At 43.2% G+C, this 13,683-nt stretch carries 12 protein-coding genes and 1 pseudogene; 5 read left to right on the top strand and 8 right to left on the bottom strand.

What is annotated here, in order from left to right; translation table 11 throughout:
• Positions 1–22 precede the first annotated feature (22 nt).
• The 3 genes from BLS65_RS13320 to BLS65_RS13330 form a co-directional block, all read right to left on the bottom strand.
• Positions 23–880 carry a DUF3108 domain-containing protein gene (locus tag BLS65_RS13320; RefSeq protein WP_092439817.1) on the bottom strand — a complete coding sequence of 286 codons (858 nt, stop codon included), beginning with the start codon at positions 878–880 and terminating at the stop codon, positions 23–25.
• 132 nt (positions 881–1,012) lie between these two features.
• A complete protein-coding gene (locus BLS65_RS13325) occupies positions 1,013–1,669 on the bottom strand; it encodes a peroxiredoxin (RefSeq protein ID WP_092439819.1) in 657 nt (218 codons plus the stop codon).
• 34 nt (positions 1,670–1,703) lie between these two features.
• A complete protein-coding gene (locus BLS65_RS13330) occupies positions 1,704–2,183 on the bottom strand; it encodes a Dps family protein (protein ID WP_092439821.1) in 480 nt (159 codons plus the stop codon).
• A gap of 153 nt (positions 2,184–2,336) precedes the next feature.
• On the opposite strand from BLS65_RS13330, the gene BLS65_RS13335 reads away from it, so the two are divergent.
• The 4 genes from BLS65_RS13335 to BLS65_RS13350 all read left to right on the top strand — a co-directional run bounded on the left by BLS65_RS13335 (position 2,337) and on the right by BLS65_RS13350 (position 7,600).
• On the top strand, positions 2,337–3,272 hold the full coding sequence (locus BLS65_RS13335) for a hydrogen peroxide-inducible genes activator (RefSeq protein ID WP_092439823.1): 936 nt from the start codon (positions 2,337–2,339) through the stop codon (positions 3,270–3,272).
• 87 nt (positions 3,273–3,359) lie between these two features.
• Entirely contained in the window at positions 3,360–4,982 is a 1,623-nt protein-coding gene (locus BLS65_RS13340; RefSeq protein ID WP_092439825.1) for a S8 family serine peptidase, read from the top strand.
• A gap of 66 nt (positions 4,983–5,048) precedes the next feature.
• Positions 5,049–5,747 (top strand): hypothetical protein, encoded by a 699-nt coding sequence (locus BLS65_RS13345; RefSeq protein ID WP_125869875.1) that lies wholly within the window; start codon positions 5,049–5,051, stop codon positions 5,745–5,747.
• 107 nt (positions 5,748–5,854) lie between these two features.
• A complete protein-coding gene (locus BLS65_RS13350; protein WP_092439829.1) occupies positions 5,855–7,600 on the top strand; it encodes a dipeptidase in 1,746 nt (581 codons plus the stop codon).
• Positions 7,601–7,756: 156 nt separating this feature from the next.
• Here BLS65_RS13350 and BLS65_RS13355 read toward each other — a convergent pair whose 3' ends face one another.
• Together BLS65_RS13355 and BLS65_RS13360 are read right to left on the bottom strand one after the other, a co-directional pair.
• Positions 7,757–8,176, bottom strand: coding sequence for an OsmC family protein (locus BLS65_RS13355; protein WP_092439839.1), 420 nt, complete (start codon positions 8,174–8,176; stop codon positions 7,757–7,759).
• A gap of 213 nt (positions 8,177–8,389) precedes the next feature.
• A complete protein-coding gene (locus BLS65_RS13360; RefSeq protein ID WP_092439831.1) occupies positions 8,390–9,463 on the bottom strand; it encodes an acyltransferase family protein in 1,074 nt (357 codons plus the stop codon).
• A gap of 477 nt (positions 9,464–9,940) precedes the next feature.
• Between BLS65_RS13360 and BLS65_RS13365 the strand changes: the two genes are divergently transcribed.
• A complete protein-coding gene (locus tag BLS65_RS13365; protein ID WP_092439833.1) occupies positions 9,941–10,408 on the top strand; it encodes an arginine repressor in 468 nt (155 codons plus the stop codon).
• 4 nt (positions 10,409–10,412) lie between these two features.
• Here the strand turns inward: BLS65_RS13365 and BLS65_RS13370 are convergent, their stop codons facing one another.
• The 3 genes and pseudogenes from BLS65_RS13370 to BLS65_RS19125 all read right to left on the bottom strand — a co-directional run.
• The gene (locus BLS65_RS13370) at positions 10,413–12,332 is read right to left on the bottom strand and encodes a RecQ family ATP-dependent DNA helicase (protein ID WP_092439835.1); all 1,920 of its coding nucleotides are present in this window, start codon (positions 12,330–12,332) and stop codon (positions 10,413–10,415) included.
• Positions 12,333–12,495: 163 nt separating this feature from the next.
• Positions 12,496–13,077 (bottom strand): hypothetical protein, encoded by a 582-nt coding sequence (locus BLS65_RS13375; protein WP_092439837.1) that lies wholly within the window; start codon positions 13,075–13,077, stop codon positions 12,496–12,498.
• Between the two features lie 462 nt (positions 13,078–13,539).
• Positions 13,540–13,683, bottom strand: a pseudogene (locus BLS65_RS19125) (IS256 family transposase); the annotation flags it as partial.

Raw genomic sequence — 13,683 nt, forward strand, 5'->3', positions numbered from 1 at the left:
GCCCTTTGGACGACAAGAACACTTAATCGCTTAACTTGCCAACATCTTCAGAACTTCGAAGGAAAACAGGCATATTCTTTTCGCTATTAGGTTTTCGCTTACTTCGATATACCGGTAGGGAGTTTACGATACCATAAAACTCGGTAAGTTCTATCTCAACGCTACTAAAAATCATTCGCATCTCAATCTTTATGGGAAGGCGGTTGTTATCGTTGGTAATATATATAACCACTGCATCCTTCTTACGAAATAGCCTTCCAGTTTCAACAATAGGAACAAATTTTTGGCACTCCACCCAGCCAAAATGACTCTTTACCATTTCGAGCCCTTTGTAAATCATATCGAAATGAAAAACTTCATCGGGAAAATAAGTAACAAAGCCAACTTTCTGATTTTCTTTTACTTTAGTCATGCTAAAGCGCCGTGCATAATAAAATGCCGAAAGAATATCGAGCACCGAATCGGGAACAGCATGCACACCGGTTTTGCTACTAAACACCTCTTTGGTATTACGCATAAACACCACTTCGTTGTAGTAGCGGTAACGATTCTCGGCAATATCACGTATGGCCTTTATGGGCAAGCCAGTTGTAATGTCGATATAGCTTTCATAAACATCAAAAATATTAAAGAGCTTGCCCGAAACCGGATTTGTTTTCGCTTCGGCTCGCACATAGTAAGCAGGACTATCCCCATTATTGCCAAGATAAACCCGTAGGGTTGCTGTACCCACATCGAGAAAACCATAGGATAAATTATAGCGCAATGTCTCCCCCACCTGAAAGGTGGCATTCAACGAATCAATAGTTTGTGCCTGAATGGGCAAAAACCAGATAAAGACAGAGATAAACACTAAAACCGGTTTGCTTTTTATTGCCATAAAAGGATTGGAAAGAGAGTTCAGTTACATAAGCGAAGGTATAACGAAAAAGGGTATGGAAAAGTTAAAGTTTACGAAAAAACAAAGGTGATTCAAACGAACCACCTTTGCGTATATCAATCACAACAAACGTTACAGCTGAATCTCTTTTTTTGCAAGATAAAAATCTACTTTTTCAAGCGTAGTATCTGCAATGCGCTGATTCATTTCATCTAGCGTTCGTGGTGCAGGAAGAATTACCTTATCACCCGGTTTCCAGTCTAGTGGCAAAGCAACCTTAAACTTATCAGCTACTTGCATGCCCTTTAGCACTCTTAGAATTTCGTCCATGTTACGCCCCACATTAAGCGGGTAATACATTATGAGGCGAATCTTTTTTGCTGGGTCGATAAAAAATACGGCTCTTACAGCAGCAGTTTCGCTTTCGTTGGGCTGAAGCATCCCATATAGCTTCGAAACTTTCATGTCCAAGTCGGCTATAATTGGAAAATCGAAGTAGACACCAGTGTTTTGTCTTACGTTATTCACCCAACCCAAGTGGGCATGAATGCTATCGATACTTAATCCCAACAACTCGGTATTAAGCGCTTCGAACTCATTTTTACGTAAAGCAAAACCGCTCATTTCAGTTGTGCATACCGGTGTAAAATCGGCCGGATGCGAGAAGAGAACTATCCACTTGTCCTTAGCAAACTCCGAAAGTTTAATTTTTCCTTTAGTGGTTAATGCCTCAAAATCGGGTGCTAAATCACCAATACGTGGCATGCTAAAAACTTCATTTTGTTCCATAATAAATGTTTTAAAGTTTATAATATACAATATGTTATCGTCCAAGAAAAGAGGAATACATCCAAACTAACTTCTCTTGCTCACGAATATAATCGCTCATGAGTGCATTTGTACCTTCATCGTTGGCTTCGGCCGACATCGACAGTAGTTCGCGTTGCAGCATTATTACCTCTTTAAAGGAACCAAGCACCTCCTCCACTGCCTTTCGCCCATCGGCAACATTCTTACTCTCCTTAACCTTTGATATTGCTAAATAGTCGGTATAGCTGTGTAGCGGTTGATGGCCTAGCGTTAAGATTCGCTCAGCAACCTCGTCAATTTTAATTTGGAAGTCGGTATACAGCTCTTCAAACTTTAGGTGTAGCTCAAAAAACTTCTCACCCTTAATGTTCCAGTGAAAGCCACGACTATTGATATAAAAGAGTTGGTATGTTGCTAAAAGAACGTTAAGCTTGTCAACTAACTGTTTCGATTGTACCTCGTCCAATCCAATGAATGATTTAGAATTGCTCATATCAATGTGTATTAAGTTTCAATTTTATGATACAAATATACGGAGCCACACAGCATCAATCAAACTGATTTTTTCTATATTCGCATCGACTACATCTATTTCGTTTGGCAATTAAAGTCTTACACGGTAATACACCACAAATTTTACTCGAAAATGAATATTCAACAGCTAGAATATATTGTTGCAATAGACACTTACAGGCACTTTGCTAAATCGGCAGAAGCCACATTTGTTACGCAACCAACCTTGAGCATGATGGTTCAGAAGTTGGAAGAGGAACTGGAGGTTAAAATCTTCGACCGAAGCAAACAGCCTGTTGTTCCAACAAAAATAGGCGAAGAGATAGTAATGCAAGCCCGCAAAGCACTGGCAGAAATAGCAGAAATAAAGAGTATCGTGCAAAACGATAGAGGATTGATATCGGGAACACTGCGAATTGGAATAATTCCCACACTTGCCCCCTACCTGCTACCGCTATTTCTAAAGAACTTCATATCGAAATACCCGTTGGTTAAGCTTAAGGTAGCCGAAATGATTAGCGAAAATATAATTGAAGCGATTATCAGCGGAAAACTTGATGCTGGATTAATGGCCACGCCGCTAAAAGATAGCAGGTTAAAGGAGAATAGATTGTTTTATGAAAAGTTCTATGCATACGTTTCTCCAACCGAGCCAGAATATGAAGAAGAAACATTGCATGCCGACAAAATTAACACGAATAACCTCTGGTTGCTTGAAGAAGGGCATTGCTTTCGTTCACAAATCATGAGGCTATGTGAAATTAAGCAATCGTCTAATAGTGGCAAGAATCTTGACTACGAAGCCGGAAGTATTGAGACTTTAATACGTATTGTAGACCAAAGCGGCGGCATAACAATAATTCCAGAGATGGCAACTTACGCCCTTACCGACACACAAAAGCTAAGCCTTAGATCATTTTTCGATCCTTCGCCAGTAAGGGAGGTTAGTATTGTAAGTCATAGAGAATTCGTTAAAAAAAAGCTACTCAACACACTTGCAGAAGAGATTAATGCTTCGCTTCCTCAGAGTATTCTCGATCAAACGAACAGTATAATAATTGATATTTAGCGTCAGAAATTAAAGAAGCATATTAGTTGCCTACTAAATTATTACCTTTGTTAGAACAAAAGAACCAGTACATAAAAAGAGACTCGAATGTATCCACTCCGAAAACTACTTGCCATTTTGGGTTTTACCATGATGGTTCTACCATTCGCTAATGCACAATCGCGCTATTGGATTCAACTTACCGATAAACGAGGAACAACCTTCGACCCTAATACCTATTTTGATAGGGTACAGCATGAGGTTGCGGGTGATTCCACCAATTTCCCCCTCAATGAATCCTACTTACAGCAGATAAAAAAGGTAACAGGAAATATTGGTCGAACCAGCCGATGGCTTAATGCCGTAGCGCTCTCTGCCAACAAAAGAGAGCTAAAAGCACTAGCCAAACTTCCATTTGTTAAAGACATTACCCCAATTACCGGCAACTATGTTCATGCAGAGTTTGACGATCATACGAATGGCAGCTCAGACAAACTTACCGAAATCTATGACATTCTTAACCGGCAAACCCAGCGAATGGGGGCTCGTTACTTTACTTTGATGGACTCGTCCATTGTAATTAATGGCAAGGGTATTCGGATTGCAGTTTTCGATGGTGGCTTTCCTGGAGTTAACACACAGGAAGTATTTAGCCATATTCGAAACGAAAACAGGATCATTGCTACGTGGGATTTTACCAAGAACAATGAAAACGTGTATCGCGGCATATCCCACGGCACCAATGTATTGTCTTGTATTGCAGGTATTCACGAAGGAACTGCAATGGGTATGGCTACGGGAGCCGAATTTTTGCTTGCCATTACCGAAGTAAACAGTGAGCCATTCTCGGAGGAAGAAAACTGGCTTGCAGCCGTAGAGTGGGCACACAAAAATGGAGCAGACATTATTAGCAGCTCGTTGGGATACACCTTTAATCGCTACTTCCCTACCGATATGGATGGAAAGAAAACCTTTGTAGCACGCGCAGCCACACTGGCAGCCCGAAAAGGTATGCTTGTGATAAATGCTGCCGGCAACGATGGCGATAGCGACTGGAAGGTTCTGGGAACGCCTGCCGATGCCGATTCCATTCTAACCGTAGGCGGTGTGTCGCCCGACAACAACCTCCATATTGATTTCTCATCCTATGGTCCGACAGCCGATGGCCGAATGAAGCCCAATGTATCGGCTTTTGGAAAAGCAGTAGTGGCAAAACCAAAAGGCGGCGTTCAAATTGCCTACGGTACCTCGTTTGCTACGCCTCTGATTTCGGGGTTTGTGGCCTGTGCTTGGCAAATAAACCGGAATAAATCGGCAATGGAGATGCTAAAGCTTATCGAACAGTCGGGCGATCTATATCCTTACTTCGATTACGCCCATGGCTACGGGGTGCCACAGGCCAACTTCTTTATCGATTCCCTGAAGGAACCCGAATCCACCTTCGACCTTTACGAAGACGACACCTATTATAATGTATTTGTTCCAGCCGGTTATGTGAAGTTACTCTCGGGATACAACACTACCATCCTATTTTACAATATTGAGAACGAAAAGGGTGTCCTTACCGAATATGGTGCCGTTAGAGTTTACCAAGAAAAAGCACTAAGCCTATTCAAAAAATCATTCAAGAAGGGTTATAAGCTAAACATTAAGTATCTGAACTACTCGGGTACCTTCAACCTCGGCGACAAAGAGGAAGTAGGCCCCACTAAGGTGGTAATGCACCAATAACAACTCATTTTGAAAACAAAACAGAAGCATAAAGCCAAACAGAATCATCTAACTCGGCAAATCAACATGAAGAAAATAGCTGTTCTAATATCTATAATCTCCTTTGGATTAACAGGCCTTTCGCAAACCATCGTGATGCAAAACACCAACCCAATGGAACCCTATAATGCCAAAACTAAAGGAGAAAATAGGAAACATTACAATCAAGGCTTTATTAGTTTTGGGGTAGTAACTCCAATAGGAGCTAAAAATGATGATTCCTACTTTGGAAAATCACTCGTATTCGATCTTGGCCATCGATATCGCTACCGCATTTCGAACTTTGTCAATATTGGTAGTGATCTTTCGTTTTACATGCAAGGAAACAGGCTCGACCATAGCGGCATGCACAAGATTTACGATGGTGCTACCCACGAAAGAGAGAACATTATTCAAAACGAATTCAGAATTTCTCCATTCATTCGCTTTAACCTCACCCCCCACAGAGGCAACTACCTTGGAACCTATATCGATTTTGGTGGATATATTGGTTGGAACTTCCTACCTGTATTTAGAGCAGTTGATACCGGACATAATGGGAATGAGGAGATGGCATATACTAGGTCCTTCGACCCAAATCAGAACCGATACGACTATGGAGTTACCGGTAGAATTGCTCGGAACAAACACCTTTTATTCGCAACATATCGGTTGAGCGACATTATGAAGAAATCGGAACAGCCTAGCCTTCCAAGGTTGGCCGTAGGCATTCAGTTTGGATTTTAACCACTTTGGATTGAAATTAAACCGTTGCTCCAAACAGGTGTCGAAACAAGGAACCGAGAAAAAAAGCAATTTGCAAACCAAACAGATAATTAATTAAACCACAAATAATGAAGAAGTTATTCTCAATTCTGATGGCAGGTGCGCTGGCAATAACCGTTCAAACGGGATTCGCCTGCACCAACTACATCATTACGAAGGGAGCATCTGCCGACGGCTCGGTAATGATCTCCTATGCTGCCGATTCCCATATTCGGTATGGCGAACTTTACTACCGTCCAGGTGGACCACAACCAGCGGGAGCCACCTACAAGATTTACGACAGAGGAACCCTTAAATACTTAGGCGAAATACCTCAACCAGCCTTAACCTACACGGTTATTGGTTTCATGAATGAGCATCAGGTAGCCATTGGCGAAACAACCTATGGTGGAAAAGCCGAGCTGGAGGATACCACCGGGATGATTGATTACGGAAGTCTTATGTTTCTTGGACTTCACAGGGCCAAGACCGCTCGTGAGGCCATTAAGGTAATGGCCGAGTTAGTAGATAAGTATGGTTATTACAGCAGCGGTGAGTCATTCTCCGTTGGCGACGCCAACGAGGCTTGGATTTTCGAAATCATTGGCAAAGGTACCGAAATGGCTATCGACAAAAAGACAGGCAAGAGCTACAACAAGAATAAGGGTGCCGTATGGGTTGCCATACGCATTCCCGATGGATACATCTCTTCGCACGCAAATCAAGCCCGCATAACTACCTTTCCACTTGCCAATGGAAAAACCTCCATTTCGAGCAAAACAATGGACAAGATTTTCCTTCCTTCCGTTGAAGTAGTCTACTCGCAAGATGTAATTACGTTTGCCCGTAGCAAAGGCTATTTTACAGGAAAAGATGAAGAGTTTAGCTTCTCCGACACCTATGCACCCATGACCTTTGACGCAGCACGTTTCAGCGAAGCACGTGTATGGAGTTTCTTTAAGGCAGTGAATAAGGATATGTGGAGTTACATCGACTATGCCAAGGGAGAAAACCTAAAGCACCGGATGCCACTTTACATTAAGCCCGACCATAAGCTTACCCCTCAAGACTTAATGGCGGCTAAGCGCGATCACCTCGAAGGTACCGATATGGATATGAGCAAAGATCCCGGAGCGGGCCCATACGGCCTACCCTACCGCTGGCGTCCCCTTACCTATAAGGTAAATGGTAAAGAGTATTTCAACGAGCGCACCACCGCTACCCAACAAACAGGATTCTCATTTATTGCCCAACTGCGCAGCTGGTTGCCCAACCCTATTGGGGGAATCTTCTGGTTTGGCGTTGATGATGCTGCCACTACCGTGTATGTGCCCATTTATGCCGGGGTAAGAAAAGCACCCGAAAGCTTTGCCGAAGGAAATGGGGATATGCTTACCTATTCCGAAACCTCCGCCTTTTGGACGTTCAACAAGGTAGCCAATTTCACCTACCTGCGTTACAATCTCATGATAGAAGATGTCGTAAAGGTTCAAAAAGAGTTGGAAAGTAGCTATGTGGAGATGATACCTACAGTTGATCAGACTGCCCAAAAAATTTATGCCGAGAACCCAGAAAGAGCAAGGGATTTCCTTACCACATTTTCGTCGGCCACGGCCAATAGCGCCGTTAAAAGATGGGAACAACTGTTCCAATTCCTTTTGGTTAAGTATATCGATGGAAATGTAAAGAAGGAAAAGGACGGCAAGTTTTTAAGAAATGAGCATGGCTTTGTTCCCTCACCCAGCCAACCGGGATATCCTGAGTGGTGGTTGAAGGAAGTAGTCGATAAAACAGGAAATAAGTTTGAGATGCCCACCGGCGGGGCTTCCCACTAAAATAACAAGGAGAGGCGAGAAATTATTCTCGCCTCTCTCTTTTCTAATACCGAGGATGCCGCAAATGATATTGCTGTGCGTCTCATGGCAATTCTTCTTTATCGCAAACCCGACATAACAATTATCAGAAGATATCCTTATGATTCGTAGTAATAGCTATTCAACCACTCGAATCTCGTAACTCATTTTCATGGCCTTCTTAAACATGGCATTTACACCACAGTAGCGCTCTTCCGACAGTTCAACGGCCTTGGTAAGCTTATCCATTGGTAGATCCTTGCCCTTGAATTCATAAATTACCTTCATGGCTTCATAGTGCTTCGGATGTTCCTCGGTTTGATCGGCCTCCACCATGATGTTAAGCCCATCAAACGCCACATGCATTTTCTTAAGAATGGAAACAACATCCATTCCGGTGCAGCCAGCCAGCGCAACCAAGAGAAGGGGTTTTGGTCGAGCACCGGAGTCCTCACCGCCCGAGGCCTCATCGGCATCAACAACAATCTTATGACCAAAAACATCGGCCTCAAATTTCATATTCCCTTTCCATTCGGTATTTACAGAAACCTTACTCATAATAGTATCGTTATAATTGGTTTTTACTTTGGCACAAACACACAACCTACTGTTGTACAACTTACCGTTAAACAAGCCAACAAACAAATTGTTCCATATTGTAAAGTATGATTGTCCAGCAAACATATGCCTATGGTCATACACAAGCCAAGTAGACTCTCTATACACAAAGATTAACCTACATTATTGCAATAGGTTCAAGTAGCATCAAGTCTATACTATCGCGCGCGAAATCCTGCTAAGCATTTTCCGTTCAAAAAATTCATAGCTGATAGCCGAAATGAGAAGGATTACAATAATTGCCAACACAAATAGGACCGGACCATTAGCCAAACTGGCAAGGCCCACCGAACGTAGAATCTTTGGAAGAAACACAATGACCAACGGATGAACTAAGTATAAGGAATAGGAAATATCGCCCAGATATACCAATGGCTTGAAAAAGGAAATGGGTCGATTCTTATGCCACATCAGCAGGCTGAACAAAAGAGCGCCGCAGGAGAGCATGTTTGCGAAAATATTATTGGAAAGGTGGCCAATACCAAAGTAGGCAAGCCAAAAGTAAACCAGCGATACCCCAACCATTAAAAAAGAAATGGTGTGCGACTTAATCGCAAAGGAGGATTGGTAAATCCATCCTAACAAAACCCCTAACAAAAAGTAGAGCATTACCGGGCTCGCCATTACTTCCAAATACCTAACGCTAAACCCATAAGCGTGTGAAGCATCGAAGTTAACCGATGCGCCTACTAGAAAAGGAAGACCAACAACAATTGAAACAATGAGTAACGAAAGAACCGCATATCGGAATTTACCAAAGAAGAGGCTAACGCAAAAGATCAAGTAAAACAGCATTTCGTAGGCCAGAGTCCATCCAATGGCAACAGGAGGAAAGCCGAAAGAGGGCCCCACAGTGCTTGTAAAGGAAGGCACAAAGGTGAGCGCACTAAGAAGCAAATCGGGCCTGCGAGCAAGATAGTAGCCCACCTGCCCCAGTCCAACAATCCAAATAAGGGTAACCAAATAGTAAAGGGGAACAATGCGAACTATGCGTTTAAGCGCAAAAATACGAACATAAGTAACGCTGCGTGCGCTATTTTGCGTGGTGTAGAAGATGATAAATCCACTAAGAATAAAGAAAAGAGGAACACCAATTGCTCCAGAGCCAAAAAAGAAGCTTCCATAGGCAAACGTTGGAGTATTAAGCAGCGTTTTCATATGAAATGAGCAAACGAGCAAAGCACCAACACCTCTTACTACCTGAATTAAATCAATTTTTTTTTGCACAGGTCACTCGTTTTTGGTTACCACAAATGTAACCTATTTGGTATAAAACCCCCATCTGCAAAAACCGCAAACATTCATGAATAAAGGTTTATGCGCATATATATACATCAAAAAAAATCACAAACAACATATTAATTATCAACCAATAGACTAGCAACAAGCGTTATGATTAAGATAAAAGTATTTTTAAAAGCATTGCAGATAAAAATATTATGCATATATTTGCACCGTTAGTGTATACAGAAAATGGCATCCGCCAAATTCTTATCATTGGTGTTTAGGATGGGTTAGGTTTCAAAAAAGTAGAGGTGCTTTTTTGATAAGGTTCTGAAACAACGCGATTCAACTTGAAAAAGTTGCTCGCAGCGTTTCAAACCTTAATTTTTCGACTTACTTTTAGACACTACTCCCTCAATAAAATTTCATACGTTTATCGTGGCGTTTAGGTGGTAACTTAAGCAAAAGAAAACATATCCCATGGTTAAGAATAGCCGCAAGCAGGAGATAAAAAGAGTTATCCTTTCGTTAAAAATATCCAACCAAGACGAACTTCTGGAAGAACTTCGAAAGTTAGGATATGAATTAACCCAAGCTACGCTATCGCGCGATCTTAAAGAGCTGGGTGTAGCAAAAATGCCCGATAACGAAAAGGGATACATTTACGTGCTGCCCGAGAAGATGGGCATGCAGGAACGAATGCCTACCTCCCTTAACATGCCCTCGGTAAGCGTTCTTTCGCTCGAATTCTCCTACCAATTTGGCATACTCCGAACCCTACCGGGATTTGCCAGCAGCGTGGCCATTTACATCGACTCGCATCACGCAAAGGAGATTGCCGGAACCATTGCCGGCGACGATACCATCCTTATTATTCCTCGCGAACCAGCCTCGCACGATGATGTAAGACGGGCGCTTAAGAAAATACTACCTTCAATATCGGCATAGAAGGCTACTGAATTCTATTAGATTCGATCCACCCTATTACTTCATGGTAGCGGTAGTTCTCCAACACTCCAAAATTTGGCAGTGACTTCACCTTTAAGGTTGTGAACCGTGGCACAGCAATACCGCATAAGAAACGTGCAATCAGATCGGGCGTAGTTTTTCCGCTCATCTTCTGTTCAAAATCATTCACAAGCATGGGATAACTGTAGAAAGCCAAATTGGGCAGATTAGCACTCTTGCTCAAATGCACGCTTCCAGCGTTGCACACCGAACAATGACCACATGCAGCCCAGCTTACCGTTTCGCCAAAATACTCGGCCAATAGTTTGGATAAACAGACATCCGATTCGAACAAAGATACCATCTCATGAATCCGATTTACCTCTATCTCCTCCTTTTTCCTGAAAAGGTCAAAGAGTTCTTCGGCAAGTACACCTACTTCGAAATCATTCCCAACAACTTCGAAAACCTCTATCATTTGGGTTGCCTCCAAGTGAATCCACCCCTGCTCATTGAAATGTTCCAGGGCAGCAACCACGCGATCGCGGGGAGTATCGTAGGCACTGCAAATGGTTTTCACATCAACGTTGGTCCATTTTCGTGCCGTTTGGCTATTGTCGAAGATTGCCTTTACAAATGCCTTTCGCTCACCTTGAAACTTGTCCAACACAACCTCATTGCTCACCAGATTAGCAAAACGATAGCTGCCATAAAAAGAGTAGAGTGGCTTAATTATGTTCTTCATCTCGAGGTAAACGAGCAAAGTCTTTAGCGGCAGCTGGCGGATATTGCACTTTGTGGCTAGGGTGCCAATCTGCAATTCCCAATGGCGGTTGTCCTGCGGAATTTCCTTCAACAGTTGCTCAATGGATTCCAGCTCGGGAGTATCCCCATAAATAAAGTTTTCCAGCACCTGCACATTGTCGAGATTGGCCAGAACAATGCAATTGCTCGGCTGGCCATCGCGCCCGGCGCGCCCAATCTCCTGGCTATATCCCTCAATCGATTTGGGTAAATCGTAGTGGATAACGCGTCGAATATCGCTCTTGTCGATACCCATCCCAAAGGCAATAGTAGCCACAATGCAAGCGGTTTTACCCGTCATAAACTCATTCTGAATCTGCTCACGCTCTTCGCTCTTCATCCCGGCATGATAGGCCACTGCATTAATTCCCCGATGGACTAAAAAGTGTGCAACCACTTCGGCCGTTTTCTGCAAGGTAACATATACAATGGTAGGATCGTTGGGCTTATCCACCACGAGCGTTAGCAACTCCCGGTTCTTTTGCTGCTCCGCCACCGAGCATATGCGCAGGTGAAGGTTCGATCGATAGAACCCAGTAACAATAACATTTTCCTTACCAATACTGAATTTAGCACACATATCTTCGATAACCTTGGGCGTAGCCGTGGCCGTAAGCAGCAACACCTGCTCTATCTTAAATGCTTTTTGGAAGGTGGGAAGTTTCATATAGTCGGGGCGAAAGTTATGCCCCCACTCCGAGATGCAGTGCGCCTCATCGATCACCAATAGCGAGATGGGCACTTCGGAAAGGAAACGACGAAAGCGCTCATTTTTGAACCGCTCCACCGAAATCATGAGTATTTTATGAGCACCGCTTTTAATTCCCCGCATCACCTCCATCTCCACCTCTCGCCCTTGCGTACTATCGATACGAACGGCCGAAATACCCCGCCGAACCAAGTAATCGAGCTGGTCCTGAATGAGTGCCAACAGCGGCGAAACAACTAGCGTGAGGTGTGGCAAGTGTATTGCCGATAGCTGGTAGCAGAGCGACTTTCCCGAACCCGTAGGGAAAATAGCAACCGCCGACTGACCCGCAACAATCTTTTCGACCACTGCTTGCTGACCGGGTCGAAACTCATCAAAACCGAAGTATTGCTTAAGCGATGAATGTAACATAAAACAGCTGTTTTGATTGGAGCGTAAAGGTAGGCGAAAAACGGCATTAGGGGCCTACATCCTTATAAATTCAACGAATTAGGAATGGCAAACCGCCCAAACAGAGGCCTTCGAAGCAACGAACCGGAAAGCTTGTTTACCGAATTTCAGAAAATCCAATGGTTTACTGTTTATAAATCAGGTCCCTCATTACCCGGCTCAGGTAAAGACGAATGGATTCGCCCCAAAAATAGGTAGAGCCATTTCTAGAGCAGGTAACTAGCTCCATTTTTTGCCTCTGTTGAAGCATGGTGGCGGCGAGGTACTCTTCGTTTTCGGTATCCCAGTATCCACCCTCGTCCTTCACATCAAAATCGAGAAGGTATTTATTGCCGATGGCCTTAAGCATCTTCACCACCTTAATGTGAACATCGACACCAGCCAGTAGGGTAGATACCGATAGCAGGTAGAGATACTCCTGATGGATAACCTCCCGTGAGTCGCCAAACGATTCGAGATGCAGAGGGCTACTCAGGCGCCCATTGGAGAGAAAGCAGAGAAATACAGGATCGCAGTTGGGTGGCATAACCACAATTCCATAAATTGTTTCTGAATAACCGTTGGGGAACTGCAGCGACGGAAAGTCATGCTCGTATACCCTCTGTTTCCAGCCAAAAGCTGTGGCAAAAGCCTCCACCTCCGCAATGAATTGTGGAAGCGATGTGTCAGGATTGAACCTTCCGCTGTAGAGTATTCCAAGTCCCATAATAAAGCAGCATTAACTCGCTCAACTAATGTAAGATAATTACCCTATACGACACAAGAGATATTGTATTTATTTTGACGGAGGGCAGCGAATTTTATATTGCGTGAAGGTGAAAATATTTTTGCTGGTGAATATCAGTATAAATTTGAGGCATAAATTGCTGGATAAGCCAAGCAGCAGCACCAATACCTGCACCTTAATACAAAGCAAAGGCTCGATAAATCCCCACCCGACAAAGTTTAGTGAACAGACCCCATTTTTCGCGCTCCGCGAGGGAGTGTAAATTAAACTTTGTCTGGTAATTTTCCTAGTATTCAAAACTACTGTTTTTTTTGAACTCAACTCTTAAATGCTCTTTAAAAGTTTGAATCAAAATTAGACAAGGGCGGCTGAGGCACGAAGCCGTTTATATACCCTTGGCTTGTTTTGGTTCAACTTGTTTCTTTGCATTTGAGATTGATTTCATAAGTCTATTTTCATCCGATCCCCAAACCTTATGTGCAACTGCTGAGCCGTTATTGCCCAGTTTTTCAGGGGCATCGTCCATTTTTTAGAGATGTGTTCAGTAGCTAAATATATCAGCTTTAACAAGGCCATATCGTTAGG

Origin of the sequence: Williamwhitmania taraxaci, from assembly GCF_900096565.1 — a bacterium.
In the GTDB taxonomy this organism is placed as follows: domain Bacteria; phylum Bacteroidota; class Bacteroidia; order Bacteroidales; family Williamwhitmaniaceae; genus Williamwhitmania; species Williamwhitmania taraxaci.

Excerpts from the sequence above, each read along its gene's own strand:
- BLS65_RS13350 (WP_092439829.1), top strand. The coding sequence starts at position 5,855 with ATGAAGAAGTTATTCTCAATTCTGATGGCAGGTGCGCTGGCAATAACC.
- BLS65_RS13320 (WP_092439817.1), bottom strand. The coding sequence starts at position 880 with ATGGCAATAAAAAGCAAACCGGTTTTAGTGTTTATCTCTGTCTTTATC.
- BLS65_RS13355 (WP_092439839.1), bottom strand. The coding sequence starts at position 8,176 with ATGAGTAAGGTTTCTGTAAATACCGAATGGAAAGGGAATATGAAATTT.
- BLS65_RS13325 (WP_092439819.1), bottom strand. The coding sequence starts at position 1,669 with ATGGAACAAAATGAAGTTTTTAGCATGCCACGTATTGGTGATTTAGCA.
- BLS65_RS13365 (WP_092439833.1), top strand. The coding sequence starts at position 9,941 with ATGGTTAAGAATAGCCGCAAGCAGGAGATAAAAAGAGTTATCCTTTCG.
- BLS65_RS13375 (WP_092439837.1), bottom strand. The coding sequence starts at position 13,077 with ATGGGACTTGGAATACTCTACAGCGGAAGGTTCAATCCTGACACATCG.
- BLS65_RS13370 (WP_092439835.1), bottom strand. The coding sequence starts at position 12,332 with ATGTTACATTCATCGCTTAAGCAATACTTCGGTTTTGATGAGTTTCGA.
- BLS65_RS13345 (WP_125869875.1), top strand. The coding sequence starts at position 5,049 with ATGAAGAAAATAGCTGTTCTAATATCTATAATCTCCTTTGGATTAACA.
- BLS65_RS13340 (WP_092439825.1), top strand. The coding sequence starts at position 3,360 with ATGTATCCACTCCGAAAACTACTTGCCATTTTGGGTTTTACCATGATG.
- BLS65_RS13330 (WP_092439821.1), bottom strand. The coding sequence starts at position 2,183 with ATGAGCAATTCTAAATCATTCATTGGATTGGACGAGGTACAATCGAAA.
- BLS65_RS13335 (WP_092439823.1), top strand. The coding sequence starts at position 2,337 with ATGAATATTCAACAGCTAGAATATATTGTTGCAATAGACACTTACAGG.